Raw genomic sequence first — 26,735 nt, 5'->3', positions numbered from 1 at the left:
AGGGGTGATCCCCGGGCCGTGCTCCGGGCGTCCGGGGGCACGGCCTATCCTCGGCAGGGTGACGGAGCACGTGAACACGGAATTCGAACGCGGTACCGACGGCCCGAAGGTGATCCTGGCCGGGGTGGACGGATCGGAGTCCTCGCTGCGGGCCGCGGCCTACGCGGCGGGCCTGGCCCGGCGGCAGAACGCCCTGCTGGCCCTCGTGTACGTCCAGCCGGTGATCGCGGCCGGCGCCGCGCTGGGCGCGCCGGTGGCGGACACCACCGGGGAGATCGCGGAGGGCCTGGTGGCCGAGATCCGCGCGTCGGCGGAGCGCCTCAAGGGCATCTACGAGGTGCGCTGGCAGTTCCACACCTTCCGCGGCGACCCGTACGCCGGCCTGGCGAGCGCGGCGGACGAGCTGATGGCGGACGCGGTGGTGGTCGGCGCTTCCGAACAGGCGGGCCACCGGATCGTGGGGTCGGTGGCGATCCGCCTGGTGAAGGCGGGCCGCTGGCCCGTCACCGTGGTCCGTAGGTTCTCCGGGCCCCGCCCCGCGTCCTACCTGCCCATGGTCAGGCCGTCCTTGGCGGCGCCGCGGCTGAGGACGGCCTCGCCGATGGCGTCGCGGGCGTTCTCGTAGTCCTCGCGCCCGGGGTCCTCGGCGAGGGCGTCGGGCAGGTGGACGACGCGGCCCGCCGAGAGGTCCATCATCTGCGGTACGAACTCGGCCTTGGTCACCTGCCAGCGCTGTCCGGCCGCGGCCGGCGGGGCGAAGGTGAACCGGCCGATCGAGCCGTAGTTGCCCCGCATGTCCCGGGCACCGGTGTGGTTGAACATCTCGCCTGCAACCTGGTCGCCCATGCCGTAGACGATCCAGGTCCCGTTGACCTTCTCGTAGGGCTGCGGGATGTGCGCGTGCGTGCCGAGGATCATGTCGATGTCGGGGCGGCCGCCGGTCTGCGAGGCGGTGAGCGCCTTGCCGAGCGAGAGCTGGGTGTCGTCCGGCTCGGTCTCCCATTCCGTACCCCAGTGCACGCTCACCAGCACCACGTCCGCGCCCGCCTTCCGGGCCGCCCGCGCATCCGCGATGATCTTGTCCTGCTTCATCAGGTTGACCGCCCACGGCTGGCCGTCGGGCAGCGGGTAGCCGTTGGTGTCGTAGGTGTAGGCGAGGTGCGCCACCTTGGCGGAGCCCGCCGTGTACGTGGTCACCTTGGCCGCCTCGGCGGCCGTGCGGGCGGAGCCGGCGTGCCCCAGGCCGACCTTGTCGAAGCGGTCCAGCGTGCGGCGCAGGCCCGCGCTCCCGTCGTCGAGGGTGTGGTTCGAGGCGGTGGAGCAGCCGTCGTACCCGGCGTCCTTCAGCCCGTCGGCGACCTTTGGCGGAGAGGTGAAGGCCGGGTAGCCGGAGAAGGGCCCGCCCTCCTCCCCGTAGATGGTCTCCATGTGGCAGAGGGCGAGGTCGGCTGCGGAGACCAGGGGCTTGACCCCCGAGAACATCGGCCTGAAGTCGTAGCCGTCGCCGCCCGCGTCGTCCGCCGCGCGCTGGATGACGGAGGTGTGCGGCAGTACGTCGCCGCTCGCGACCAGGGTGAATCCCCGGGCGGCGGGCGGTCCGGCGGCGGTGGTGGGGGCCGCCGGTCCGCCGGAGTCCCCGAGGCGGGCCGGTGCGGAGCTCCCGGTGGCCGAGCATCCGGCGGCGGCGGACAGCAGGACGGCCGACAGGAGGGCGAGCACCTGCGGCCGGATTCGCGTGGTCATGTGCCCTGCCTTCATTAATACGATTATCTGACATGTGATCACATGCAATCCATATAACTACCCGCCGTAAGTCAAGGAACGGATCCGTCTCGCGGACACACGCCCACCCGAACGGCGGACACGGACGGCGGCGGAACCCGGCGGACACCCGCGGACCCAGGCGGACACCCGCGGACCCAGGCGGACACCCGCGGACCCGGGCGGCCACCCCCGGACCCGGGCGGCCACCCCCGGACCCGGGCGGCACCGGCGGCACCGGCGACCTCCGCGCCTGCCGTTCGCCGCGCCGTTCGACCGTTCACCGACCCGCACGGCCGCCCGGCGGACGACCCGGGTGGTTGGGCGCAACGCCGGGGCCGGACGGTTCCGGGTGGGCTCCGTGCAGGTCAGGGTGGACGTGTCGCCACCTCCACGGCCCCCACGCACCCCGGAAGGAGCCCCTCGTGCCGCTCTCCCCCACCCTCCCGCGTACGGCCCCCGAGGCACTCGCCGAACTCCAGCGCGACCACGGTCGGGCCCTGTTCGGATTCCTGGTCGGCCTCACGGCCGGGGACGCCCAGCGCGCGGAGGACCTCGTACAGGAGACCCTCGTACGGGTCTGGCAGCACCCGGAGGCGCTGTCCAGCGGGCACGACTCCATGCGGCCCTGGCTGTTCACGGTGGCCCGGCGCCTCGCGATCGACGCCCGGCGGGCCCGGCTGTCACGGCCGCTCGAGGTGGATCCCGAGGTGCTGGAACACGCACCCGAGCCCCAGGACGCGGTGGCCGGCTCGGTCACGGCGATCGACGTGCGGCGGGCCGTGGGGTCGCTGGGACCGGAACACCGCGAGGTGCTGATGCAGGTCTACTTCCGCGACCGCTCGGTGGCCGAGGCCGCCGCCGAACTCGGCATCCCGGCCGGTACCGTCAAGTCCCGCACGCACTACGCCCTTCGCGCCCTGAAGAAGGGCCTGCAGGGGTACGGGTACGACCTCGGCGCGTAGGCCGCCGCTTCCGGACGCTGCCGGGGCCGCGACACGGCGAAAGATCGGTTAACGCCGTGAATAGATGCGGACCGGACATAAAACGCGTCGTTTTCGGCATCAGAGCGTGCAAGTTGAGTAAACATCCCCCGCTCCGCGAGTCGCTCGGTGAAGGCTCAGGGCTGAAGACGGGACGCTCGAAACGCGGGAGAAGGTGGAACGGTGCAGCCCGAGGGTAGTAACGGCACCAGTGACGGCGGGCTCGCGGTGCCCATGGCCTGGCTGTACGCCGAGTACATCGCGGACGAACTGTTGCGCACGGGCCGGCTCATCCCGGTCAGCACCCTGGAGTTCCGGGCCGGACGGGACACGCTCGCCCTGACGATCTACCTCTCGGACGCCGCGGGCGAGCTCTCCGGCATCCGCGTGGTCTCGCAGCTCGACGAGTGGCTGTCGCTCACGGCGTACGGACACCCCTGGCGCGACTGGGTGCACACCCGGTTCCTGGCGCTCGGCGAGGAGGCCCGGGAACGCGGCGACGGCGGGGACCCCGACCTGGAACTGGCCAGGGCGGCGTGGCGCTGGCTGGACGGCACCGAACTGTTCGCCACCAACCTCGACCCCGGGCGGCCCGACCACGACGACCCACCGCAGGAACTGGACGAGAACGCACGGGTGTGGACCCCGGCCTGGCAACTGGGACTGCCGCTGGGACATCTGGCGATGCACCTGTTCTGACAATGCCGCGGGCGCAGGCACGGCCACAGGACGCTGAACTCATATGATCAGCACACTCCTTCACTGGCTTGAAAGGCGCTCATCGGTTCCATGGACAGCAAAGCGAGCGAGCACGCGCAACGGGTGGCGGCGCGGGTGACGGCCGACGCCGACGGCGATGCCTGGCAGGAACACCAGTGGGCGGTGGCGCGCTTCCTGTCCGGGTCCCGGACGGCCGTCGAGGAGGAGCGCTGGAGAAGGCGGCTGAACGAATGGAGGGAGCGGATCGTCGCGTCCCTGGCCGCCGACGCCTACGCCGAGGTCGCCGAGTCGCAGGACCTGCTCCTCAGCTGGCTTCTGGCGGAGCTTGGGCGCGGCGACGGCGCCCTCGGCTCGCTGCTGGCGCTGTACCCCCTCCCCCGGCCGGATCCGGAGCCGCTTCCGGTGTCCGGCACGCCGGCGCAGACGCAGACGCCGGAAGCGGGCGGCGAGGCCGCCGAGTTCTACTTCGCCGACGTCTTCGCCTTCGTCACCGACTACCTGGCGGTCATGATCCGCCGCCCCCTGGACGGGACCTCAGCGACCTGGTGTCCGCACTGGTGGGAGCACCCCGAGGCGGGGGCCCGGCTGTCCGCGCTCTGGCTGGCCTGGGAGCACCTGCGGCACGATCCGGCCCTCGGCATGACGACGTGGTGGATCCATCACGCGGATCCACACCTCAAGGTCCTGATGGACCCCCGGCAGGGCCCGTTCGCCGCCTGCTCGCCCGAGGGACACGCGCGGGAACCGCTCGGCCCGCTCCCGGTGGAACCGTACGAGCCGACGTAGGACGCCCCGACGCCCTGCCCGGCACGGCACCGGGCGCCGCGGGCCCGGCCGGCGGCATCCGCAGGAGACGACCTAACCGCGGTCGGCCGGATCCATCACCAGGCCGGTGAAATCGGCCTCGTTGCGCTCCGCCCGGGTGACGTACCACCGGGCGATGAGCCACATCACCGGATACACCAGCAGGCCCAGCGCCACCCAGACGAGCGGCCCCGTCCCGTCGCGCGACACCGCGAACACCAGGGGCAGGGTCCCGATCAGGGCCACGAGCGCCGCCAACGCGCCCAGGGCCGCACGGAACTGACTGCGCATCAGAGCCCGGACGTAGGTGGCGCCCAGGGTGGTCTGCTCGGAGATCTCCGAGCGGGCGGGGGTGTGCGCGGGCGGCCGGCGCCGGGCACCCCGGGGAACCCCGGTGACGGTCTCGCGCCGGGGCGGTGGTGGCTGCTGCTCCTCGGCCATGGTGCCGGAGTCTACGCAGCGGCGGCCTATTTGAGGAGGCGGGACAGCCGCCGGTCCGCGAGCGGCTTCCCACCCGTCTGGCAGGTGGGGCAGTACTCCAGGGACGAGTCGGCGAAGGACACCGAGCGTACGGTGTCCCCGCAGACCGGGCACGGCTCCCCGGCCCGGCCGTGCACCCGCAGGCCGCTCTTCTTCTCGGCCTTGAGTTTTCCCGCGGCCACCCCGTGGGCCCGTCCGACGGCCTCGCCCAGGGTGCTCCGCACGGCCTCGTAGAGCTCGGTGAGCTGCTCCTCGGTGAAGGAGGCGGCGAGCTTGAACGGCGAGACCCTGGCGGCGTGCAGGATCTCGTCGCTGTAGGCGTTGCCGATTCCCGCGATCACGCTCTGGTCCCGCAGCACGCCCTTGATCTGGCGCCGCTCCCCCGCGAGCAGCGCGGCGAAGGCGTCCCGGTCGAAGTCCTCGGCGAGTGGATCGGGGCCGAGGCGGGCGATGCCGGGCACCTCCTGCGGGTCGTGGACCACGTACACGGCGAGGCGCTTTTGCGTACCGGCCTCGGTGAGGTCGAAGCCGCCCCCGCCGACGAGGGAGACGCGCAGCGCGAGCGGTCCCTTGCCGGGGCGCGGCGGCTGCCCGGGCAGGCTGTCCTGCCAGCGCAGCCAGCCGGCCCGGGCCAGGTGCGTCACGAGGTGGACCTCACCGACCGGCAGGGCCAGGAACTTGCCGTACCGGGCGGTGGTGCCGGCCTGCTGTCCTTCCAGGGCGGTCAGTGGCGGGTCGTAGGTCTTGAGCACGCTCACGGCGAGCGGGAGGACGCGCTCGACCACCCGCCCGGTGAGGTGCTCGTCGAGGTACTCCCGCAGGGCCTCGACCTCGGGCAGCTCCGGCATGCTCCCAGCCTGCCGCCGCCCCGGGCGAAGCGCGAGCCGGGCACCGGCCTCATCCCGTCGCGCAGATGCGGTAGAAGTGGATCGTGATCTCCTGGTTTCCCCCGTTCACAGCGCTGAGCGGAGTCGGCGGGGCCGCCCCGTGCACCGCGCCGGTCAGATCCGGGCGATCAGCGCGTACCGCTCGTCGGCCACGGGTCCGCCCCACAACTCGGCGTCTTCATCGAGTGGTTCGATACGCAGGCCGGACACCAGGGGCCGGAGCGTGGCGGCCAGATCCACGGCGGTGACCCCGCCGGACCAGGGGAGCGCCTCGGCTCCGGCGACATAGGGCACGCCGCTGTCACCGGCTTGCCGCCACCGTCCCTCGACCAGTACGAGTCGCCCTCCCGGGCGGAGCCGCGCGACCCACGCGCGGAGCGCGGCCCCGGGATCGGGCAGGGTCCACAGCAGGTGGCGGCAGAGCAGCGCGTCGTACCGTTCCTGCCCGGTCGGGGGATCCGCGGCGTCGCCGACGAGGAAGCGCCCCGGCAGGCCCGCCTGCGCGAGCTTGGCCTCGGCCCGCTCGACCATCCGGGGCGCGAGGTCCACGCCGGTCACCCGGTGTCCGGCCTCGGCCAGCAGCAGGGACAGCGAACCGGTGCCGCAGCCGGCGTCGAGGACGTCGGCCGGCCCGGCGGGCAGCCAGGACCTCAGCAGCCGGGCCCACGCGGCGCGGGTGGGCTCCTGCCGCAGGCCGTGATCCGGCTCGTCGTCGAACGCGGCCGCGGCGGCGTTCCAGTACTCGGTGATGGCGCGGGTGGGTCCGGGCATGACGGTGATCCTGCCGGACGGCACCGACAACGGCACCGACAACCGGCGACGACGAGGTGCCGTGCCGGCCAGGGCGGGGAGCGGGGCGCGTCGGGTCGGGCCGGGGCGGGGGTCAGCCCATCACGAACTCGCACCACACGCATTTGCCGCCGCCGCGCGGCTCCACACCCCAGACGTCCGCCAGCCGGTCCACCAGCATCAGGCCCCGTCCGGAGACTCCCGACTCCCCCGCCTCGCGGCGGCGCGGCAGTGCGCTGGAGCGGTCCTCCACCTCCACCCGGAGCCGGCGCTGGGGACCTGCGAGGACCCGCAGGGTCACGATCGCCGGGCCGTCCGTGTGCATCAGGGCGTTCACGATCAGCTCGTCCGCGACCAGTTCGATCTCGTCGGCGCGTTCCCGCGCGCCCCACGACCGTACCGCCGCCCCGATCATGTGCCGGGCCGCCACCAGGGCCTCCGGGTCGCCCGGTGCCACGTGCTGCTGGAGCCGGCCGCCGCCCTCCTGGGCGGGCACCACGTGGCGGCGCAGCAGGAGCAGTGCCATGTCGTCGTCCCCGCCCCGTTCGTCGACGATCTCGCACAGCAGGTCCGCGAGGAGCTGCAGGTCCGCAGGGCCTCGGCGGATGTGGGAGGTCAGCAGCTGGATCCCGTCGTCGAGGTCGGCGCCGGGCTGTTCCACCAGGCCGTCGGTGCACAGCAGGACCGTTTCCCCGGGGTCCAGCTCCACGGTGGTCACCGGGTACTCCAGGCGGCCGAACTCCGCCGAGAGACCGAGCGGCATCCCGCCCGCCACCGGGAGCCGGTGGCAGTCCCCGTCGCGGGTGCGCAGCAGCGGGTCGATGTGGCCCGCCCGGACCACCTGGAGGACGCCCGTCGAGAGGTCGGCCTCCACGTACGTGCAGGTCGCGAACCGGTCGGTGTCCAGCTCGTGGAGGAAGACGGAGGCCCTGGCCATGACCGTGCCGGGCGAGTGCCCCTCGGCGGCGTACGCGCGCAGCACGATCCGGAGCTGGCCCATGACGGCCGCCGCATGCGTGTCGTGGCCCTGGACGTCGCCGATGACGGCGCCGACCCGGCCGCCGGGCAGCGGGATGACGTCGTACCAGTCGCCGCCGATGTCCTGCCCCATCCGGGCGGACCGGTACCGTACGGCGATCTCGCCGCCGGCCACCGACGGGATCCGGCGCGGCAGCATGGCCTGCTGGAGGCCCTCGGCCAGGTCGTGCTCCTGCTCCAGCAGCATGGCCCGCTGGAGGCTCTGCGCGATGCTGCTGCCCAGGGCGACGAGCAGGTTCCGCTCCTCCTGGGTGAAGCCGTCCTTGTCCTGGTAGAGCAAGCCGATCGCGCCGATGGGGCGGGCCTGGGCGATGAGCGGCAGGTAGGCGGCCGCCGAGATCCGCATGTACGAGATCCTGGCCCAGAGCCCGGGGTAGTCCCGGGCGAATTCCTGCGCCGAGTCGAGGAAGCGCGGCTCCAGCGAGCGGACGACCTCGCTCATCGGGTACTGCTCGTCGATCCGGGTGTAGCGGGTGCCGGGGACGAAGCTGTCCTCCGGCCCCTCGGCGACCAGGTGGATCCGGCCGGCTTCGACGAGGCCCATCACCATGCCCATCGAGCCGAGCCGTTCCAGCCCGTGGGCGTCACCGATGACGTCGATGACGTCCTGCACGGTGCGGGCGTGCGCGAGGGCGGCGGTGGTGGACTCGACCACCGACGTCTGGCGGCGCCGCTCCTCGTCCAGGCCGAGCCGCTCCGCCGAGTGGCTGAGCTCGTCGGTGGCGTCCCGGACGATGCCGATGATCCGGTACGGGCGGCCGTCCTGGCCGCGCATGACGCGGCCCTGGGTGTGCGTCCAGCGCAGCCGTCCGTCGTGGCAGCGGATGCGGAAGTAGGCGCCGTAGCTGTCCTCGCCGCTCTTGAGGGCGGAGGAGACGAGGGCGTCGAGCCGGGCGCCCTCGGCGGCGGGGACGCGCGGGTCGAGCGACTCCGGCCGGCCGTCGTACTCGTCGGGAGTCGTGTCGAAGACGTCGAGGGCGGCTTCGTCCATGTGCATGAGACCGGTGATCAGGTCCCAGTCGAAACTGCCCATGCGGTTCAGCGAGAGCGACCGGTCCGGGTGTGCGGGCCAGTCGTCCGGCAGCGATACGGTGGTCGGCACCGATCCACCATGACACACGGGCCGGTCAGGCGCTCTCCAGCGCATGGCCCCCGTCCGACGGCTGCGGCTGCAGGTCCTGGTCCGGGACGGTGAGGGGGGCGTTGGGATCGTAAGGGGTGTAGGGGTCGGACGGGATGTCCGGGCCGAAGGGGTTCACCGAGTCGCCGGGCAGCGCCCCCGAGCCGTCCGGGTCCATGGGGAACGCCTGCTCACCGGGGTCCAGCGGCAGGTCGGTCAGCGGGTCCGAGGAGTTGCCGGACGGCGGCCGCTGCTGCGGCTGCTCCGGTTCCTGCGGCCGGGTGGACGGGTTCGACGGCTTGCCGGGGCTCCGCGGCGGGCTCCCGCCGGGTGAGCTCTGCGAGGTCTGCGGGCAGTCCGTCGCCCCCGGAGCCGGGGCGGCCGGGGCGTTCGGCGAGCCCGGGGCGGCCTGGTCCGGGGGGCAGGGCCCGCCGGACGCGGACCCCGGCGCGGTGACGGGGCCGTCCGGGATTCCGGCGGACGGGTCGAAGGGGGGCAGCGCCTTCGGGGGCCGGTCCTGCGCGCCGTCGTCGCCGCGCTTGCGTTCGATCCAGGTGTTGTCGGCGATGTTGACGATCACCAGGCTGTTGATCACATGGGTGGTGGGCTCGATGACGACGACCTGGTTGGCCTGGTAGCCGCTCCACGGGTCGCCCTTGTGCACCGGGGATCCCTTGGCGGTGCGCGGAGAGGCCAGCGGGTTTCCGCAGCCGCAGCGGACGCGGGGCATCCCGTGCTCGTCCACGAGGACGGCGGTGCCGGCCTGGAGGACGGACTGGAAGCCGTCGGCGGAGCCGTCGCGGAAGGCGTGGTTGGTGACCCGGGTGTCGGCGCGCAGGACGACGGGGGTCAGGCCGCGCAGGAAGTCGGGGATCTTCGCCACTTCGATGTTCGACGCCTCGGCGAACGCCTGGGCCTTGGCCTCGTCGTCGGTCAGGAAGCGGACCTGCTGTTCCACGTCGCAGCTGCCGAGCCGCTGGGTGCCTCCGTACAGGCCGGGGGTGGCCGCGTTGACGGTGCGGATGCCCTGGCCGGTCGGGTTGGGCAGCGGGGGCTGCACCGGGGCGGACTCCGCCGTGGCCGAGGAGGCGGTGAAGGGGTCGGGGCCGGCGGAGGCCACGGGCTGCAGGTAGACCTCCTGGCTCTCGGCTCCCGGGGCGCCGGCCGGCTGCTCCGGACTGCCGCCGCACGCCGCGGCGAGGAGGCCGAGGAGGGCGAAGAGGGCGGTGCCGGCGGGTGCATGACGACGTGACGTCTGACGCGGTGTCGGAAGTGACGATCCGTTCACTTGAATCTCCCTTTTGCCCCGGTTGCTCCCTCTTGTCTGCCGCATCCGCGCAGGAGACGCAACCGGAGCGCTTCTTGAACATGTTCAAGGAACGTCGTAGGCTCACCCCTGTGAGTTGAACGCGTTCAAGGCGTTGGGCCGCGGCATTGGGGGGAGTCCAGGGTGAAGGTACTGGTGAACGTGATCGTCACCCTGGGCATGCTCTACGTCGTCCCGGCCGGCCTGCGGCTGATCGACCCGGACCGGCTTCTGCGCGCGGCCCGCCTGTGGCCGCTCGCGGCCGCACCCGGCGCAGTCTGCCTGTGGCTGCCCCGCGGAACTCCGGCCGCCGTGCTCGCCGCACTGTACGCGGCGGCCTGCCTGGCACTCGCCGCCCGGGCCCCGGTCCTGCTGCTGCGCGCCCGCTCCCTGAACCCGCCCGCGATCGCCGTCGCGACCGCACTGGTCTCACCGTCGATCGCCGCCACCGCCCTGGTCGCCGAGCGCGCCGCATACCGGCTCTTCGGGTTCGACCTCGACATCCTGGCGCTGACCGTGCCCCACTTCCACTTCGCCGGGTTCGCCGCCGCCCTGGTCGCCGGGCTGGTGTGCCGGGCCGTGGGCGACCGCGCCGAAACCGGTGGGCTCGCGCGCTGGGCGGCGTACAGCGTCCCGGCGGGCACCCTGCTCGTACTCCTGGGCTACTTCGTCGACGACTGGGCCGAGCTGCTGGGCGCGGTGGTCCTGACCTGCGGGATGTGGGCCGTGGCCCTGCTCACCTGGCGGGAGATCCGGCCGGCCGGCGCCGACCGGGCCACGCGGACCCTGCTCGCCACCTCGGCGGCGGTGCTCGTGGCCACCATGCTGCTCGCCCTGTGGTGGGCGGCCGGCGAGGCCACCGGGATCACCCACCCCACCCTGACCTGGATGGCCGCCACCCACGGCCTCGGCAACGCCCTCGGATTCGCCCTGTGCTCCGTGCTCGCCTGGCGCCGGCTGGGCGCCGACCGCCCCACCACCGACACCGACACCGACACCGACACCGACACCGACAGCGACAGCAACACCAGCGACCGAGTGGAGACCTCGCCATGACCCGCCTCATCAGCGCCGGCCGGGACACCGTCAACTACCCCGACCGGGGTGCGACGGCCCACCGGCCGCTGCCCGCCGGATACAACCACCTGCACCACCGCACCCGTCTCGGACGCGGCCGGGCCGTCTTCGAGGCCGCCGGCACCGCGGTCACCACCTTCCACGCCCACCGGACCTCCGGCATGCGCGTACAAGCCGATGTCGGCGCGGTCCGGCCGGGCAGCCGGGTGGTCGTCGGGATCGGCCTCGGGCCGCTGCGGATCGACGCCCCGTGCCAGGTGATCTGGACCGCGTACGAGCCCGCCCGCATCGGTTTCGCCTACGGCACCCTGGCCGGACACCCCGAATGCGGCGAGGAGTCCTTCGTCGTGGACATGGACCCCGACGGCACGGTGTGGTTCACGGTCACCGCCTTCAGCCGCCCGAACGCCTGGTACACCCGGCTCGCCGGTCCGGTGGTCCCCGTCCTCCAGCACCAGTACGCCCGCCTCCTCGGCCACCACCTGCGCAAGCTGGCCGCCACCGGCTGACCGGTCCGATACTGGAGGCGATGGACTGGTTCACGGCGCCCGGATACTGGCTCGCCCGGCTGGTCTTCCAGCGGGCCCTCGCCGGGGTCTACCTCGTCGCCTTCCTCGGGGCCGCCCTGCAGTTCCGGGCCCTGATCGGGGCGCACGGCATGACGCCCGTACCGCGCTACATACGGTACGTGCCCTTCCGGCGCGCCCCGAGCCTCTTCCAACTGCGCTACTCCGACCGGCTCTTCGCGGGCTGCGCCTGGGGCGGTGCGGCACTGGCCGCGGCGCTGGCCGCCGGGGCGGGGGACGAGGTGCCGCTGGCCGCCGCCATGGCGATGTGGGCCGTGCTGTGGGCGCTCTACCTCTCGATCGTGAACGTGGGGCAGACCTGGTACTCCTTCGGCTGGGAGTCACTGCTGCTGGAGGTGGGCTTCCTCGCCGTGTTCCTCGGCAACGCGCGGGCCGGGCCGCCCCTCCTGGTGCTGTGGCTGCTGCGCTGGGTGCTCTTCCGCGTGGAATTCGGGGCCGGGCTGATCAAGATGCGCGGCGACCCCTGCTGGCGCAAGCTGACCTGCCTCTACTTCCACCACGAGACGCAGCCGATGGCCGGGCCGCTGAGCTGGTTCTTCCACCGTCTGCCGAAGCCGCTGCACCGGGTGGAGTGCGCGGCCAACCACGTGACCCAACTGATCGTCCCGGTGTTGCTGTTCACCCCGCAGCCGGTGGCCTCGTACGCCGCCGGGATCGTCATCGCGACGCAGCTGTGGCTGGTGCTGTCGGGCAACTTCGCCTGGCTGAACTGGCTGACGATCACGCTGGCCGTCTCGGCCGTGGACTTCACCGGACTCGCCGGCGCCCCGCCCGCGGCCGCCTCGCGCACGGGTCCCGTGTGGTTCGTGGCCGTGGTGTGCGCGGTGACCGTGCTCGTGCTGTTCCTCAGCCGGCACCCGGTGCTCAACATGGTCTCGCGCCGCCAGGTGATGAACCGCTCCTTCGACGCGCTGCACCTGGTCAACACCTACGGGGCCTTCGGCTCGGTCGGCCGGGTCCGGATGGAGGTGGCGGTGGAGGGCACCGCGGACCGGGTGCCGCGCGCGGACGGGGACTGGCGCGAGTACGGCTTCAAGGGCAAGCCGGGTGAACCGGGCCGGATTCCGCGCCAGTTCGCCCCGTACCACCTGCGGCTGGACTGGCTGATGTGGTTCGCCGCGATCTCCCCCGACTACGCCCGGGACTGGTTCGGGCCGTTCGTGGAGCGGCTGCTGGCGGGCGACCGGGACACGCTGCGACTGCTGCGCGACAATCCGTTCCCGGACGCCCCGCCCGTCCATGTCCGCGCCCTGCTGTACCGCTACCGGTTCACCACCTGGCGGGAGCGGCGCGAGACGGGGGCCTGGTGGCACCGCACGCTCGTGCGCGAGTACCTCCCGCCGACCCGTCTCGCCGACGCGCACCGCTCAGAGTCCGAGTAGCGCGGCCTCCCGCTCCGCGGAGATGCCCTTGGCCGGTACGTCGGGGCGCTGCGGGGCGGCCCCGCCGAGCGTGCGCAGCCAGGCCCAGGTGTCGGCCACGGTCTCCTCGACCGGCCGGCACGTCAGGCCGGCGGCCAGCGCCTTGGAGACGTCCCCGCGGTGTATGTGGTCGTGGGCCTCGCCCTCGGGGACCCAGACGGGGAGCTCGGACCAGGGCTCCACGCCCGCCGCCAGGATCCGGTCCGGGTCGGTCCAGCGCAGTTCGGCGCGGCCTCCGGTGGTGGCGGCGCAGGCTTCGAGGAACGTTCCCATCGTGGCGTGTCCGGACGGGGCGACCAGGTTGTAGGCGCCCGAACGCCCTGCCTCGGCGGCGTCCAGCGTCCACCGGGCGAGGTCGCGCACGTCGATGTACTGGATCGGGAGTCGGCGCGGTCCGGGAGCGAGCACCGGGCCGCCGCGGGCGGTGCGGTTCAGCCACCACGGGAGCCGGCCGACGTTCTCGTACGGGCCGAGGATCAGGCCGGCGCGCGCGAGCAGGGCGCGGTCCGCGAAGGCGTCCAGGGCGGCGAGTTCGCCGCCCCGCTTGTCCTCGGCGTAGGCGGTGGGCCCGGCGTCCGGTGAGCCCCCGACCAGGAGGCCGTGCTCGTCGAGGCCCGCGGGCGCGGGGTAGGCGTACACCGAGCGGCTGGAGATGTACGCGTACCGCCCGGCCCGGTCGCGCAGCAGGCGGGCGCTGTCGCGTACTGCCGTGGGGGCGCCGCCCCACGTGTCGACGACCAGGTCCCACTCCCCGGCGCCGAGGGCGGCCGGCCCGCCGGGCGCGGTCCGGTCCCCTTGCAGCACCTTCACGCCCGGCGGGGGTGTGTGGTGTCCGCGGTGGAAGACGGTCACCTCCCAGCCCCGGGTCAGGGCGTCCTCGGTGATCGCGCGTCCGACGAATTCGGTACCACCCAGCATCAGTAGTTTCATGCCCGCCAGCCTGCCGGGGCCGGGCCGGGCCGCGGAAGCGGTGATCGCCGTCGGCGAAGACGCTCACGGCGTAGCCGGAAGGGGAACCGCATCGGGACCGGGCCGCCGCCGGGCGGGGAACGACCGGAGGCGGGCGGGCCGGAGGCGGGGGCCGCGTCGGTCAGGGCTGCGGGCACGGCGTCGGGCAGGGCCGCGGGCACGACAGCGCCCCCGGTGCGCGTGGGCACGAGGGGGCGCTTGACACCGCTTCGCGGACTAGTCGATCCCGGGCAGGATGTGCGCTTCCGCCAGGTCGTCCTCGTAGCCGGCCAGTCGGATCGGGGCGGATCGGGCCCAGACCTCCAGGCTTCCGAGTTCGTCGGTCCGGGGCTTCGCCCGTGTTCCCGTCCGCTCCATCACCGTCGGTTCGGGCTTGGTCTTTTCAGTCACCGCGCACTCCTTCGTGTCGCGTAACCCGGCAAGCGGACCGCGCACCGGGCAAGGGGTGAAAGGGTTTCCGGACGCGGTGGCGCCTTAGTGGAGCGCGGCCCGGATGGGGGCCGTCTTGATGCCCCAGAGTACACATATGAGCGGACCTCCGCTCGATAGGAAGGCAAAATCCGCTGCGCCCTCTTACTTTCGCTCCTAGTTCAGCAAGTCGTGGCTCTGCGGGTACGCGGCGGATGGTGTGCTCGATCCCGGACGCGCGGGGTGTGACGGAGGGGGTCGGCGGTGGCGAGGTCCGAAGTGCCCGAGGCTCAAGTCCCTTACATCACAAGCGTGCTGGAGCTGATGGAGGTGTTGCGCGCCGACCCCGACGACCGGGGTCTGCGGACCGCGGCGCTGCTCCGCCGCTCGCACCCCTTCGACAAGGAACTGCAGATCGCAGGCTTGGTGCACCGGCTCGGACCTTTGCTCCGTCTGAGTGACGGGGTGGTTACCGTGGGCGTTGCCGCAGAGTCGGTCCGCCTGCTCCTGGGCGAGCGCGTGGCCCGGCTGGTACGGCTGCAGTCGCCGCACCACCCCGTCGGCGCGGCCGCCGGACACCACGACGGGGGCGACGCCGAGGCGGCGGCCAGCCTGTGCCAGGCCCGGGACTCCGCCGCCGCGGCCGACCTGGACGCGGGCGTGCTGGAGGACTGGCAGCCGCTGCTGGAGCTGGTCGCGGCCGGGACCTGGCGGGCCGGGCCCCCCGGGAACGCCCTCGACCCCCTCGGTGCGCCGAGGGGGTCGAGGGGGTCGAGCGGGGCCCGGTAGGGCGGGGAGGAGGCTCCGGGGTTACCAGTTCGCCGGGGCGTAGTCCTTGAGGAAGACGCCGAACAGGTCCTCGCCGGCCTCGCCGCGCACGATCGGGTCGTAGACCCGGGCCGCGCCGTCGACCAGGTCGAGCGGGGCGTGGAAGCCCTCCTCGGCCAGGCGCAGCTTGTCGAAGTGGGGGCGCTCGTCGGTGATCCAGCCGGTGTCGACCGAGGTCATCAGGATGCGGTCGGTCTGGAACATCTCCTGGCCGCTGGTCCGCGTCACCATGTTCATCGCGGCCTTGGCGGCATTGGTGTTCGGGTGCCCCGCGCCCTTGTAGCCGCGGCTGAAGACGCCCTCCATCGCCGAGACGTTGACGACGTACGCCCGCCCGTTGGCGGCCTTGCGGGCCGCCTCGGCCATGGCCGGCCGCAGCGCGCTGATCAGGATGAACGGCGACGTGTAGTTGCAGAGCTGGGTTTCGAGCAGCTCCACCGGGGAGATCTGGTCGATGGTCTGCACCCAGGTGTTGCTCTCGACGACGTCGGGCAGCAGGCCGCCCGCGTCGATGGCCGTGCCGGCGAGGTGCCGTTCCAGGCTGGCGTTGCCCGCGACCAGCGCGAGGTCGGCGACCTTCTGCGCCTCCAGTCCGCTCACGCCGACGGGCAGCGCCGCCAGTCCGTCGACCGCGCCGGAGTTGAAGGCGCCGATGACGTGGTGGGCGGGGAGCTCGCCGGCGGGCAGCGGGGCGGACTCCCCCTCGACCAGCGCCGCGTAGGCGGTGGGCAGGCGGCGTACGGTCTGCGTCGCGTTGTTGATCAGGATGTCGAGCGGGCCGGCCGCGGACACCTGGTCGGCGAGGGCGACGGACTGGGCCGGGTCGCGCAGGTCGATGCCGACGACCTCCAGGCGGTGCATCCAGTCCGCGGAGTCCTCCATCGCCTTGAAGCGGCGGATGGCGTCCTTGGGGAAGCGCGTGGTGATCGTGGTGTGGGCGCCGTCCCGCAGCAGCCGCAGCGCGATGTACATGCCGATCTTGGCGCGGCCGCCCGTGAGCAGCGCGCGCTTGCCGGTCAGGTCGGCGCGGGCCTCGCGGCGGGTCCGGTTCTCCACGGCGCACGCCGGGCAGAGCTGGTGGTAGAAGTAGTCGACCTCGACGTACCGCGTCTTGCAGACGTAGCAGGAGCGCGGGCGCTGGAGTATGCCGGCGATCCGGCCGGCCTCCGTGACCGAGGAGGGCAGGATGCCCTCGGTCTCGTCGTCGATGCGCTCGGCGGAGCCGGTGGCGGTGGCCTCGGTGACGGCCTTGTCGTTGGCGGTCTTGGCGGCGCGGCGCTCCTGGCGGCGGCGCTGCTTGACCGTCCGGTAGAGACCCGCGGTGGCACGGCGTACGGTGATCGCGTCGGGGTGGTCGACGTCGAGCTTGTCCAGCTCGTCGAGCACGCTGAGGCAGAGGGCCAGCCGGTCGGGGTCGATGCCGGGCCCGTAGGCGTGCCCGTGGTCCTGGCTGTCTTCGGTCACCGTCATGGCCGCTGCCGTTCCTTGATCACTCGTCCGCATCCGCCTGCTGCGGAATCCTCAAAAGGGCAACTGTACGGATCGCACACGCCCGGAGCCAAACCCGCTTCCGTCGCTCTCACCCACCGCGAGCGGGGCGTCACGATGCGCGGCGGTACCGGTGGCGCCGGGGGACGGCCGGGGGGATTGCCGGGGGGATTGCCGGGGTCGCTTTCCGCTGCCGGAGGGGCCACGCTGCGTACTCCCGTACTACGTCGGGAGTATGACTGATCACCGCCTGTGGACGGAGGAATAGGGCAGGTGGGTGGGGCATTGTGGAGCTTATGAGTGCACTGGCGCTGTCGGTCCTGCTCTGCCTCGTGTCCGCTGTGGCGTACGCGGGCGGCGCGATCGTCCAGGAACGGGTCGCGGCAACCACGCCGGAGCGCCGGTACGCCCCGTTGCGCCGCGGTGTCTGGTGGGTGGCGGTCGGGCTGAACGGCCTCGGTGCGCTGCTGCACGTGGTGGCCCTCGCGTACGGGCCGCTGAGCCTGGTCCAGCCGCTGGGCGCGCTGACCATCGTCTTCGCGCTGCCGATGGCCGCCGTCCTCGTACGGCGGCGGGCCGGCGCGGCCGCCTGGCGGGGGGCGGTGCTGGCCACGGCCGGCCTGGCCGGGCTGCTCGCGCTGACCGGCGGGGAGGGACGGGCGGAGCAGTCGCTGGCGCAGGACGAGGGGCGGGTGCTGCTGGTCGTGACCGGGGCGCTGGTGCTGGCGCTGTTCCTGGCCGCGCACCGGATGCACCGGGCGGTGCTGCACAGTGTGCTGCTGGCCGCGGCCGCCGGTACGGCCTTCGGCATGGCATCGGTGTTCACCAAGTCGGTGGCCGAGGACTTCGGGCCGGACGCGCTGCCCGGACTGTGGCCCGGCCTCGCCGCGATCGCGGTGCTGGCGGCCGTCGGGCTGCTGCTGTCGCAGGCGGCCTACCGGGGTGCCGGACTGACCGCACCGCTGGCCACGGTGACGGTGGTCAACCCGGTGGTGGCGGCGACGGTCGGCATCACGCTCTTCGGCGAGGGTTTCCGGTACGGGGCCGCGGGCGCGACGGCGGCGGTGGCCAGCGCCGCGCTCGCGGCGGCCGGCCTGATCCTGCTCACCGTCGTGCCCTCGCACGTGCGCGGGTCAGATGCGGACCCCGTGGCCGCGGAGGTACTTGAGCGGGTCGATGTCGGAGCCGTAGCCCGGTCCCGTGCGCATCTCGAAGTGCAGGTGCGGGCCGGTGGTGTTGCCGGTCGAGCCGGAGCGGCCGATGCGCTGGCCTCCGGAGACCTGCTGACCGGCCTTGACGCCGAGGGCGGAGAGGTGGGCGTACTGGGAGTACCGGCCGTCGGTGTGCCGGATGACGACCTGGTAGCCGTAGGCCCCGGCCCAGCCGGCGGAGACGACCTCACCGGGTCCCACCGACTTGACGGTGGTGCCGGTCGCCACCGGGAAGTCGACGCCCGTGTGGTAGCCGCTGGACCAGGAGGATCCCGAGACGCGGTACGCGGTGCCGAGGGCCGCGTCGACGGGGGCGGAGAATCCGCCCGCAGCCGGCTTCTGCTGCGCTGAGGCGGGCTCCGGCGCGGGCTTTTCGGCCGGCTTCTGCGCGGGCTTCTCCACCGGCTTGGGGGGCGCGGGCTTCTCGGCGGGCTTCTCGGCGGGCTTTTCGGCCGGCTTCTCGGCGGCCGGCTCCACGGGGGTCACCGGGTCGGCGGTCCGCGGCGGCTTCTCGGGGTCCTGCCGGGGCGGTGGCGGCAGGGCCGGCGCCGTGGTGACCCGCAGGGTGAGCCGCTGGCCCGGGAAGATCAGGTTCGGGTTGCCGCCGATGGTGGTCCGGTTCGTCTCGTACAGCGCCTGCCAGCCGCCCTCGACGTGCTGGTCGGTGGCGATGGCGGAGAGCGAGTCGCCGGGCGCGACGACGTACGGGTTCGGCAGGACGGAGGTTCCCGTCGGGACCGGTCCGCCACCCTGCTCCGGGGCCGTCCGCGCCACGGGCACCACGGGGGCCGCCGGGGACCGTCCCTGGGTCTGCGGGGTGACGGCGGGCGCGGGGCCACTGCGCGAGAGTCCGGCCTGCTTGCCGCAGTGGGGCCAGGCGCCGGGCCCCTGCCCCTTCAGCACCTTCTCCGCGACCGCTATCTGCTGGTCCTTGGTGGCCAGGTCGGCGCGCGGCGCGTAGGCGGTGCCGCCGAAGGCGCGCCAGGTGCTCTGGCTGAACTGGAGGCCGCCGTAGTAGCCGTTGCCGGTGTTGACGCGCCAGTTGTTCGTCGACTCGCAGGAGGCGACCTTGTTCCAGGTGTCCACGGAAGCCGCGTGGGCGACTCCGGCCCCGATGAGCGGGAGCGCGATCCCGGCACCGCCGGCGGTGACGGCCAGGGAGGCCCGGTTGATGCTGCTCGGCTGATACCGGCGGTGCCGGCCCCGTACACCCATGGGAGCCCCCATCGAAGACATCAGGAACCGCACAACCTAACGGCGCGATCACAGCGTGACAAGAGGCGCAACGGGGCGCATGCCAAGGGAACTTGACTGTATCTCGATGAGTAAAAGATCCACTGGGGCGCGGGGCGGGGTAGTTTCGGAGCTCCCCGCCCACCGAAGGCACACCGAAGCAAGCAGGAGCGCACCGATGAGCACCAGCACAGCCCAGATCGGCGTCACCGGACTCGCTGTCATGGGCAGCAACCTCGCCCGCAACTTCGCCCGCAACGGATTCACCGTGGCCGTGCACAACCGCACCGCCGCCAAGACCACGGCACTGGTCGAGGAGTTCGGGCACGAGGGCGCCTTCGTGGCGGCCGGGTCGGCCAAGGAGTTCGTCGACGCGCTGGAGCGCCCCCGGCGCATCGTGATCATGGTGAAGGCCGGGGAGCCGACCGATGCCGTGATCCGCGAGTTCGCGCCTCTCCTGGAGGAGGGCGACGTCATCATCGACGGCGGCAACGCGCATTTCGAGGACACCCGGCGCCGCGAGCGGGAACTGCGGGAGCAGGGACTGCACTTCGTGGGCGTGGGCATCTCCGGCGGCGAGGAGGGTGCGCTGCTGGGCCCGAGCATCATGCCGGGCGGCTCGACGCAGTCGTACGCCTCCCTCGGACCGCTGCTGGAGAAGATCTCCGCGAAGGCCGCCGACGGGACGCCGTGCACCTCGCACGTGGGGCCCGACGGTGCCGGACACTTCGTCAAGATGGTGCACAACGGCATCGAGTACGCCGACATGCAGCTCATCGCCGAGGCGTACCACCTGCTGCGCGAGGTCGCCGGCTACTCCCCCGCGAAGATCGCGGAGACCTTCCGGGCGTGGAACCGGGGGCGCCTGGACTCGTACCTGATCGAGATCACGGCCGAGGTGCTCGCGCACACCGACGCCGCGACCGGGTGCCCGTACGTCGACGTCGTGGCCGACGCCGCCGAGCAGAAGGGGACCGGCCGCTGGACCGTGCAGATCGCCCTCGACCTCGGGGTGCCGGTGTCGGGCATCGCCGAGGCGGTCTTCGCCCGCGCGGTCTCCGGCCACGCGGACCTGCGGGCGGCCGCGCGCGGGCTCGCGGGCCCGACGGCCGCGGCGCTCGCGCCGGAGGCGGCGGAGGCCTTCGCCGCCGAGGTGGAGCAGGCGCTGTACGCGTCGAAGATCGTCTCGTACACCCAGGGCTTCCACCAGATCCGGGCCGGCAGCGAGGAGTACAGCTGGAACGTGGACCTGGGCGCCGTGGCCTCGCTGTGGCGCGGCGGCTGCATCATCCGGGCTGCGTTCCTGGACCGGATCCGGGCTGCGTACGACGCACGGCCGGAGCTGCCGAGCCTGCTGGCGGACGCGCACTTCGCCGAGGAGATCGCGGCGGCGCAGGACGGCTGGCGGTCCGTCCTGGTGGCGGCGGTGCGCCAGGGCATCCCGGTTCCCGCCTTCGCGGCCTCACTGGCCTACTACGACGCGCTGCGCGCGGAGCGGCTGCCCGCGGCCCTCACGCAGGGGCAGCGGGACTTCTTCGGGGCGCACACCTACCGGCGGACCGACCGCGAGGGCTCGTTCCACACCCTCTGGAGCGGCGACCGCACCGAGGTCCGCTCGTAGGTCCGCCCGTAGCCCCCCGCACGGTCAGCTGAGGGGCCCGGGCTGCGGGATCGGCGCGGGCCCCGGGGGCGGCGGGATCGGGTCCGGCTCGGGCACCGGGCCGGGTACGGGCGGTACGGGCCGCGGCATGGGCTCGGGGTCGGGGAACGGGCTGGGGCCCGGGTCGGGGTCGGGCCCCGGGACGGGCGGCTGCGTCTCTTCTGCCTCTTGCTTTCGCACCATACGGCCCACCTTCCCGCGATTGCGCCGGGTACGCCTGCCCTGGGGGTCCCTCGTGGGCCGGGCCGGGCTCGCGGGGGGGGGCCGCCCGACCGGAGGGATCCGCCCTACGGGGCCGGACGCATCGCCAGGCTCGCGGCGAGGCCCGGAGCCGGGCTGGACAGCACCACAACCGGGCCCGTGACCAGCCCCGCGGCCCCGGCCATGGAGGCCTGGGCCAGCACGACGACGTCCGCGGCGTCCGCGCCGGCGATGGAGTCGGCGACCGCGGCGACGCGGGCGAGGTAGCCGGCGGTGTCCCCGGCCTCGAAGAGGTCCCAGGCCCCGGCGACCAGGTGCGGGACGACGGACACGGGCCGCTCGCCCGCCTCCTCGGCCAGCAGCTCCCCGGTCGGGGCGAGGGTGGACTCCAGGGCGGCCAGTACGGCGATCCGCGCCCCCGTCCGTACCGCGGCGGCCGCCATCGGCCGGTCCACCCGCAGCACCGGAACACCGAGCTCCGGAGCCAGCGACTCCGCGGTCGCCCCGATGGTCGAGCAGGTGACCAGCACGGGCGGCCCCGCTTCCGCCAGGAGCAGCCCCCGAAGGGCCGGAGCCACCGACTCCGGCCCTTCCGCACGGGCCCGGTCCAGCAGCTCCGGGACCACCAGGTGCCGCAGCACGGCCCCCGGGTGGTTCCGGTCGCGCAGGGCGTCGAAGACCGGGACGTGCACGGGCGAGGTGTGCAGCAGGAGCAGATCGGTCACCAGAGGTCGGGGGCCGCGGCGAGCTGCGCCTTGGCCGCCAGTACGACCTCGGAGGCCGGCTCGGGCGCCTCGTCGGGATGTTTGGCGGCCCAGCTCGCCGCGTACGGGCAGAGCGGCACCACGGGCACCCCCTGGGCGGCGGCGATCCCGTAGAAGGTCCTCACCAGCCCGCCCGCGATACCGCGGCCCTCATGCCCCGGATCGACGATGGTGTGCACCGCGACCAGGGCATGGGGCTCGGCGTCGAGCACGAAGTACGCGATGTGGCCGACCACCGCCCCGTCCTCGACGGCGAGCAGCCGTCCGGCCTCACGGTCGTCCTGGTACTCGATCGGCATGGTCCCCGACTCCCCTCAGACGGCCACGGCGTGCGGGCTGCGACGCTGGTCCGTACCCGGTACGGGTGCGGAGGCGTCCGCACCCAGCTCCACGATCCGGTTGTCGGCGTCGACGTGCACGATGCGCGGCTTCAGCACCCGGGCCTCGGCGTCCTCGACCTGCGCGTAGCTGATGAGGATGACCAGGTCCCCGGGGTGCACCAGGTGCGCGGCGGCGCCGTTGATCCCGATGACCCCGGATCCGCGCTCGCCCTCGATGACGTAGGTCTCGAGCCGGGCCCCGTTGGTGATGTCCACGATGTGGACAAGTTCCCCGGGCAGCAGATCGGCCGCGTCCAGCAGATCGGCGTCGACGGTCACGGATCCGACGTAGTGCAGGTCGGCCTGGGTGACGGTGGCCCGGTGGATCTTGGACTTGATCATGGTGCGCAGCAATTTGAGCTCCTAGAAGACGGCTCCCTGCCAGCTTTCTGCAGGTCAAGGGCGGTCTTCACTCTACACCGGCACGCGTCCGATCGAAGTTTAAAAGGAACATCGATCGTCTCGGACGAGAAGGCTCCTGGCCTGCATTTCCGGGCGAACCAGGCTGTTGTGGCACCGCCGGACAGGGGTCGAATCGGACAGCCGCTCCGGAATGCTCAAGGACCGATGCTGACCAGATGCTGACTTAGCTGACGACACATCAGACACCGGAGCGGCCCTCTCTCCCGGACCAGTCACGGACCAGATCTCCGGTCAACGCCGACCGGGGCCACTGACTCACGCCCGGTCGCAGACGACAGCTTCGCGACGCTGCTCCTGATGTCGGCAGTCAGCATCACCTTCCGCGTAACGTCGGCGACCCATCAGGTCGCCGCCAGTGCGGACGCGATCAGGTCTCGGGAAGCCTGTCCGTATACAGCGGAGGGTTGGAGGAGCCCGAACGCCTTGCGGAGCAGGGCAATCCGGTCCTGATTCGTGATCGTTTCAGCTCCGCGGTATCCCTCGACTTCGACCCTGCTGTCGTCGAAGATCGAGAAGCCGCCTCCCGGGTGGACCAGGAGGCGAGCGCGGGCCGGGATGATCCCCAGGGACATGCCCCGCAGGTCCGTCGCCTCCAGCAATCGATGAAGTTGGCCTCGCATCACTTCCGGCCCCCGAATTCGGTGTACAACGCCTGCTCACCCAGCAGGATGTGGAAGGACCGACCGTGCTGGCCGATGTACTGGGCACGAGCCGTACGGGCAGCCACCCCTGCCTCGATGTCGTCGGGAATCCCGTAGAAGTCCACGACGAGGCGCAGCACGGCAGCCGCGTACTCCGGAGTCTGCAACAGACCCGAGACCAGTTCCGGGCTGTAACCCACGTACTCACGCGTGGTCCGGACAAGCTCCAGGAAACTCTGCTGCACAGGACCCGTCCCCGCACGAAGCAGGTCGTCCCGGCCCGGCGCCGCATCCAGCGGAGGGATCGTCATGACCGCCATCGTGGCAGCTCGACGACTCCAGGTGAGCGGGATGGCCTGAACTGCCCATAACAGCGGCTCGAGGGATAGACACCCAGCAGGCGCACGGCCTGGCTCAAGGTGTAGTGCGGCATGGGCCGTTGCCCTTCGCTGTCCGCCGCGGACAAGGAGTCCCCCGTGTCGGGGGCACCCGCCTGCGGTGTCCCCGGGTGCCGATCTCAGCTCTTGCCGGCGCAGATTGTCACCTCGCCCTCGGGGTGGTGCGTGCCGGCTCCGAGGGCCGTGACGGCAGCGGTGACCGCCAGCGCGGCAAGCAGGGTGAGCAGTGCGGGGTAGCCGCCGAGGGGGCCGGCCAGGAGGGCCCCGCGAAGGGGGCAAGGGCGGCTGCAGCGTGGGCGGGTGCTCCGAGGAGGCCGGAGAGTCTGCCGTAGTGGGTCGTGCCCCAGCGGTCGGTGACTGCGGTGGCCTGCAGGAGGGTGAGGTTCCCTCGGACCACCCCGGCGAGGACGGAGACCGCGACGAGTAGGGCGTAGGGGCCTGCCGCAGTCGCAAGAGCCGCGGTGGTAAGGGCGCCGAGGACGGTCAGAGTGACGGTGCGGGCAGTGACACGGGTGAAGGTGACGGCCAGCATCCAGAACGCCCTGCTGCGCACGGCCTGCTCGTGCCCGCCGGTGACGCGCGGCGGGCTCGGCGGAGCGGGTGGCCAAGGGGCTTTGAGGGCGAGGGCGTGAGCCGGGACGGTCAGCACCGCGAGGATCCCGGCGAGGACCACGTAGGTGGCGCGCCAGGACATGTGGTCGGCGAGGATCGCGGTCAGGGGTGCGAAGACCGTGGAGGCGAGGCCGCCGGCGAGGGTGACGATCGTGAGCGCGCGGACGTGGTCGGGGCCCACCAGCGAGTGGGGGCGGCGAAGTCGGGCTGGTAGAAGATGGCCGCCATCGCCGCACCGGCCAGCAGCCATCCGGCGAAGAAGGCGGCCAGGTCGGGGGCCCCTGCGATGACCAGCAGGCTCAGGGAACCGAGGACGGAGCCTGCCGTCACGACCAGGCTCGGGCCGCGGTGGTCCAGGACTCGGCCGACGTAGGTCCCGGCGACGGAACTTCGCGCAAGACCGCGTGGCCCGTGCCGGAAGGGTGCACAGTCTGCGCGGTCACCTCCGCATGTTCCACGGCAGCGGGATCATCCGTGCTCCGACGACGGGGTGCCGATGCGGCGTCGCGGGGGTTCCGCCATCGGTCTCCCGGGCACCCTCGCCTCTTCGCGCGTTTCGGATGCGGAGGCCGTTCGCGGCTTCGTCGGTCATCAGGGTGCCGACGGCCCGGACGTTGCCGGGGAGGGCGGCGGCGGTCATGAGCCGGTCTGCTGCGGTCGGCTCGGTCTCGGGCGGGATCACCAGCAGGTCGCAGCGGCCGACGGCGTAGGAGAGCAGGATCATCTTGTCGGAATCCTGTTCCGTGAACCAGCCCACGTGCACGATGTGCCCCGCGACGAAAACCTTGTGCGGGACGACGGGCCAGCAGGTGGGATTCACCGCGACGCGTGTGATGCGTCCGAAGCGGCCCTCCAGCGCCTCGACCAGCGACGGAAGCTCAGCTGCGAGATCGCGGGACCTGGGCCACCACGCGCCGTCCAACAGGCCGGCGAGGGCGGTCTTCGGTGTCAGGGCCAAACGTGCGGAGAACAGGGAAGCGGTATTGGTCATGATCGCGGACTCGTTCCCGGACCGCCCTGCCGGGCGGCGCAATGTCTTGATCGCCGGAAACGACGTCCGCGTGGGCGCGGGTGCACGAGTTACTCCCGGTAATCCCAGCTTACTCCGCGGCGGGGTCGGACGGGAGGTTTCGAGGTCGGCTTGGACGGCGACGCCTGTGGGGCGAAGTGCCCACGCGCTCCGTTATCCGCGCCACTCGACCAGGACGAGGGTGGCGTCGTCCGAGGTGACTTCGCCGCGTGCCCGCTTGAGCGTGTGAGACAGGTCCCGTGCCACCGTGCGGATCCCGTGGTCGGCCTGCTCCAGTTGGTTCACCCAGTCGATCAGCTGCTCTTCGCCGAACTGCTCCTGCCCGCTTTTATGTTCTTCGATCAGGCCGTCGGTGAAGCAGAGGACGCGGTCGCCGGGCTCCAGCGCCACCTCGCTGACCTGTGGCTGAGCCCCTCCGAAGCCGACGGGAAGGGTCGTGGGGCTGTCCAAACGGCGTACGACTCGGTGCGCGCGGATCAGCATGGGCGCGGGATGCCCCGCGTTGACCCACTGGAGGCGCCCCGTGTCCGTGTCCAGCCGCATCATCTGGGCGGTCACGAAGTGGTCCGGGTCGAACTGCTCCGCGACCGCCCGGTCCATGAAGAGGTAGATCTCCGACAGTTCGATGCTGATGCGGCGGGCGTGCCGGTACGCGCCGATGGCCACCGTGGCCATCGTGGCCGCGTCCAGGCCGTGCCCCATGGCGTCGACCATGGCGAGGTGCAGGACGTCGCCGTTCAGGGCGTAGTCGAAGCTGTCTCCCGCCACGGCGTAGGCGGGCTCCAGGACCCCGGCGACCGCGACGTGCGGCATCACCATCGACAGCGGGGGCAGCAGGGACCACTGGATCTCCGCGGCCACGCTCATCGGTTCTCTGCGGCGGGTCCGGAAGAAGAGGTCCGTGTAACCGTTCTTGGTCTGCAGCAGGTCGGCAACCAGGCCCGCGATCCTGCGCAGGAGGCGGCGGGTGTCGTCGTCGACCACGTCCAGGGTGACCGCGAGGACCCCCACCTGGTCGCCGCCGTCCAGCAGGGGCAGGTGGACCCGTATGCCATCGGGCGTCAGGACTTCGACGGGGCGTGACTCCAGGAAGCACCGGCCGGCTTCGGACCCGTCGATGGGCTGCGGGTCACCGGCGGCCACGCCGCCGGCGGGCAGGGGGACCAGCTGTTGCTGTCCGTAGTCCTGGAGCAGGATCTGCGTTCCGCGGCCCCCCATCCGGGCCACCGTCTCGGCGACGAGCGGGCCGACCAGATGGGGTGGCAGCTCGTGCGCCCCGTCCAGGAGCAGCCCGAGCAGTTCCTCCCCGAAGCTCTCCGAGCGATCCGGGTCCGCGCGGCCTCCGACGGTCATCCTGTTGCCTCCAACCGGGCGGCGGGCCGGCGTCCGGGCTGCACGGGCGGCGTGGCTTCCAGGATGCTCCCCGGCGACCGGGCACGCCACACGGCTTCCGTGCCCGGCGGCCCCGACGACCCGGATTCCCCGGCGGGCCGGTTCACGCAGGGCCGGCGCGGCC

23 protein-coding genes and 4 pseudogenes are annotated in these 26,735 nt (G+C 72.7%); 10 read left to right on the top strand and 17 right to left on the bottom strand.

Going from position 1 to position 26,735, the window contains the following annotated elements:
• Positions 1 to 58 precede the first annotated feature (58 nt).
• A pseudogene (locus DEJ51_RS29475) lies at positions 59 to 514 on the top strand (universal stress protein); the annotation flags it as partial.
• Positions 515 to 543: 29 nt separating this feature from the next.
• Here the strand turns inward: DEJ51_RS29475 and DEJ51_RS29470 are convergent.
• Positions 544 to 1,743, bottom strand: coding sequence for a CapA family protein (locus DEJ51_RS29470; protein WP_150260609.1), 1,200 nt, complete (start codon positions 1,741 to 1,743; stop codon positions 544 to 546).
• 443 nt (positions 1,744 to 2,186) lie between these two features.
• On the opposite strand from DEJ51_RS29470, the gene DEJ51_RS29465 reads away from it, so the two are divergent.
• From DEJ51_RS29465 to DEJ51_RS35295, 3 genes are all read left to right on the top strand, one after another.
• On the top strand, positions 2,187 to 2,726 hold the full coding sequence (locus tag DEJ51_RS29465; protein WP_150260608.1) for a sigma-70 family RNA polymerase sigma factor: 540 nt from the start codon (positions 2,187 to 2,189) through the stop codon (positions 2,724 to 2,726).
• 252 nt (positions 2,727 to 2,978) lie between these two features.
• The gene (locus tag DEJ51_RS29460; protein WP_190621023.1) at positions 2,979 to 3,443 is read left to right on the top strand and encodes a hypothetical protein; all 465 of its coding nucleotides are present in this window, start codon (positions 2,979 to 2,981) and stop codon (positions 3,441 to 3,443) included.
• 90 nt (positions 3,444 to 3,533) lie between these two features.
• Complete coding sequence (locus DEJ51_RS35295) at positions 3,534 to 4,250, top strand: DUF4913 domain-containing protein (RefSeq protein ID WP_223836023.1); 717 nt, start codon at positions 3,534 to 3,536, stop codon at positions 4,248 to 4,250.
• 72 nt (positions 4,251 to 4,322) lie between these two features.
• Here DEJ51_RS35295 and DEJ51_RS29450 read toward each other — a convergent pair whose 3' ends face one another.
• The 5 genes from DEJ51_RS29450 to DEJ51_RS29430 form a co-directional block, all read right to left on the bottom strand.
• Complete coding sequence (locus tag DEJ51_RS29450) at positions 4,323 to 4,709, bottom strand: hypothetical protein (protein ID WP_150260604.1); 387 nt, start codon at positions 4,707 to 4,709, stop codon at positions 4,323 to 4,325.
• Positions 4,710 to 4,735: 26 nt separating this feature from the next.
• The gene (locus tag DEJ51_RS29445) at positions 4,736 to 5,596 is read right to left on the bottom strand and encodes an Fpg/Nei family DNA glycosylase (protein WP_150260602.1); all 861 of its coding nucleotides are present in this window, start codon (positions 5,594 to 5,596) and stop codon (positions 4,736 to 4,738) included.
• A gap of 153 nt (positions 5,597 to 5,749) precedes the next feature.
• On the bottom strand, positions 5,750 to 6,406 hold the full coding sequence (locus DEJ51_RS29440; RefSeq protein WP_150260600.1) for a class I SAM-dependent methyltransferase: 657 nt from the start codon (positions 6,404 to 6,406) through the stop codon (positions 5,750 to 5,752).
• Positions 6,407 to 6,518: 112 nt separating this feature from the next.
• Positions 6,519 to 8,609, bottom strand: a complete 2,091-nt coding sequence (locus DEJ51_RS29435) for a SpoIIE family protein phosphatase (RefSeq protein ID WP_150260598.1) — start codon at positions 8,607 to 8,609, stop codon at positions 6,519 to 6,521.
• The gene (locus DEJ51_RS29430; protein WP_190620732.1) at positions 8,590 to 9,870 is read right to left on the bottom strand and encodes a DUF6777 domain-containing protein; all 1,281 of its coding nucleotides are present in this window, start codon (positions 9,868 to 9,870) and stop codon (positions 8,590 to 8,592) included. Before DEJ51_RS29430 ends, DEJ51_RS29435 begins: the two co-directional genes overlap by 20 nt.
• Positions 9,871 to 10,032: 162 nt before the next feature.
• Between DEJ51_RS29430 and DEJ51_RS29425 the strand changes: the two genes are divergently transcribed.
• Genes DEJ51_RS29425 through DEJ51_RS29415 form a run of 3 tightly spaced genes read left to right on the top strand, consistent with a single transcriptional unit; the run spans position 10,033 to position 12,934 of the window.
• Positions 10,033 to 10,944 (top strand): YndJ family protein, encoded by a 912-nt coding sequence (locus DEJ51_RS29425; protein WP_150260596.1) that lies wholly within the window; start codon positions 10,033 to 10,035, stop codon positions 10,942 to 10,944.
• On the top strand, positions 10,941 to 11,474 hold the full coding sequence (locus DEJ51_RS29420) for a DUF1990 family protein (protein WP_150260594.1): 534 nt from the start codon (positions 10,941 to 10,943) through the stop codon (positions 11,472 to 11,474). Before DEJ51_RS29425 ends, DEJ51_RS29420 begins: the two co-directional genes overlap by 4 nt.
• Positions 11,475 to 11,494: 20 nt before the next feature.
• Positions 11,495 to 12,934 carry a lipase maturation factor family protein gene (locus DEJ51_RS29415; RefSeq protein WP_150260592.1) on the top strand — a complete coding sequence of 480 codons (1,440 nt, stop codon included), beginning with the start codon at positions 11,495 to 11,497 and terminating at the stop codon, positions 12,932 to 12,934.
• Here the strand turns inward: DEJ51_RS29415 and DEJ51_RS29410 are convergent.
• Together DEJ51_RS29410 and DEJ51_RS29405 are read right to left on the bottom strand one after the other, a co-directional pair.
• Positions 12,920 to 13,903 carry an NAD-dependent epimerase/dehydratase family protein gene (locus DEJ51_RS29410; RefSeq protein ID WP_150260590.1) on the bottom strand — a complete coding sequence of 328 codons (984 nt, stop codon included), beginning with the start codon at positions 13,901 to 13,903 and terminating at the stop codon, positions 12,920 to 12,922. The genes DEJ51_RS29415 and DEJ51_RS29410 overlap by 15 nt on opposite strands.
• Positions 13,904 to 14,158: 255 nt before the next feature.
• On the bottom strand, positions 14,159 to 14,332 hold the full coding sequence (locus tag DEJ51_RS29405) for a hypothetical protein (RefSeq protein WP_162500713.1): 174 nt from the start codon (positions 14,330 to 14,332) through the stop codon (positions 14,159 to 14,161).
• A gap of 330 nt (positions 14,333 to 14,662) precedes the next feature.
• Between DEJ51_RS29405 and DEJ51_RS29400 the strand changes: the two genes are divergently transcribed.
• A complete protein-coding gene (locus DEJ51_RS29400; RefSeq protein ID WP_190620729.1) occupies positions 14,663 to 15,139 on the top strand; it encodes a hypothetical protein in 477 nt (158 codons plus the stop codon).
• 21 nt (positions 15,140 to 15,160) lie between these two features.
• Here DEJ51_RS29400 and DEJ51_RS29395 read toward each other — a convergent pair whose 3' ends face one another.
• Entirely contained in the window at positions 15,161 to 16,648 is a 1,488-nt protein-coding gene (locus tag DEJ51_RS29395) for an SDR family NAD(P)-dependent oxidoreductase (RefSeq protein WP_150260588.1), read from the bottom strand.
• A gap of 314 nt (positions 16,649 to 16,962) precedes the next feature.
• Here DEJ51_RS29395 and DEJ51_RS29390 point away from each other — a divergent pair.
• Positions 16,963 to 17,775, top strand: a pseudogene (locus tag DEJ51_RS29390) (DMT family transporter); the annotation flags it as partial.
• 24 nt (positions 17,776 to 17,799) lie between these two features.
• Here the strand turns inward: DEJ51_RS29390 and DEJ51_RS29385 are convergent.
• Positions 17,800 to 19,092, bottom strand: coding sequence for a transglycosylase family protein (locus DEJ51_RS29385; RefSeq protein WP_150260586.1), 1,293 nt, complete (start codon positions 19,090 to 19,092; stop codon positions 17,800 to 17,802).
• A gap of 196 nt (positions 19,093 to 19,288) precedes the next feature.
• On the opposite strand from DEJ51_RS29385, the gene gndA reads away from it, so the two are divergent.
• A complete protein-coding gene (gndA, locus tag DEJ51_RS29380; RefSeq protein ID WP_150260584.1) occupies positions 19,289 to 20,731 on the top strand; it encodes an NADP-dependent phosphogluconate dehydrogenase in 1,443 nt (480 codons plus the stop codon).
• A 326-nt stretch (positions 20,732 to 21,057) separates the two neighbouring features.
• Here the strand turns inward: gndA and DEJ51_RS29370 are convergent, their stop codons facing one another.
• The 7 genes and pseudogenes from DEJ51_RS29370 to DEJ51_RS29335 form a co-directional block, all read right to left on the bottom strand.
• A complete protein-coding gene (locus DEJ51_RS29370; protein WP_150260580.1) occupies positions 21,058 to 21,699 on the bottom strand; it encodes an aspartate/glutamate racemase family protein in 642 nt (213 codons plus the stop codon).
• Complete coding sequence (locus DEJ51_RS29365) at positions 21,693 to 22,034, bottom strand: GNAT family N-acetyltransferase (RefSeq protein WP_150260578.1); 342 nt, start codon at positions 22,032 to 22,034, stop codon at positions 21,693 to 21,695. The genes DEJ51_RS29370 and DEJ51_RS29365 overlap by 7 nt, the downstream gene beginning before the upstream one ends.
• 15 nt (positions 22,035 to 22,049) lie before the next feature.
• Positions 22,050 to 22,469 carry an aspartate 1-decarboxylase gene (gene panD / locus DEJ51_RS29360; RefSeq protein ID WP_150260576.1) on the bottom strand — a complete coding sequence of 140 codons (420 nt, stop codon included), beginning with the start codon at positions 22,467 to 22,469 and terminating at the stop codon, positions 22,050 to 22,052.
• A gap of 410 nt (positions 22,470 to 22,879) precedes the next feature.
• Positions 22,880 to 23,490 (bottom strand): annotated as a pseudogene (locus tag DEJ51_RS35290) (DUF5753 domain-containing protein).
• Between the two features lie 206 nt (positions 23,491 to 23,696).
• Positions 23,697 to 24,588 (bottom strand): annotated as a pseudogene (locus DEJ51_RS29345) (MFS transporter); the annotation flags it as partial.
• A gap of 40 nt (positions 24,589 to 24,628) precedes the next feature.
• Positions 24,629 to 25,180, bottom strand: a complete 552-nt coding sequence (locus tag DEJ51_RS29340; RefSeq protein WP_190620727.1) for a DUF5994 family protein — start codon at positions 25,178 to 25,180, stop codon at positions 24,629 to 24,631.
• Positions 25,181 to 25,372: 192 nt separating this feature from the next.
• A complete protein-coding gene (locus tag DEJ51_RS29335; protein WP_150260568.1) occupies positions 25,373 to 26,572 on the bottom strand; it encodes a PP2C family protein-serine/threonine phosphatase in 1,200 nt (399 codons plus the stop codon).
• Positions 26,573 to 26,735: the final 163 nt, after the last annotated feature.

The organism is Streptomyces venezuelae, from assembly GCF_008642275.1.
GTDB classification, from domain to species: Bacteria; Actinomycetota; Actinomycetes; order Streptomycetales; family Streptomycetaceae; genus Streptomyces; species Streptomyces venezuelae_E.
This window is presented reverse-complemented; position numbering and strand designations above follow the sequence as displayed.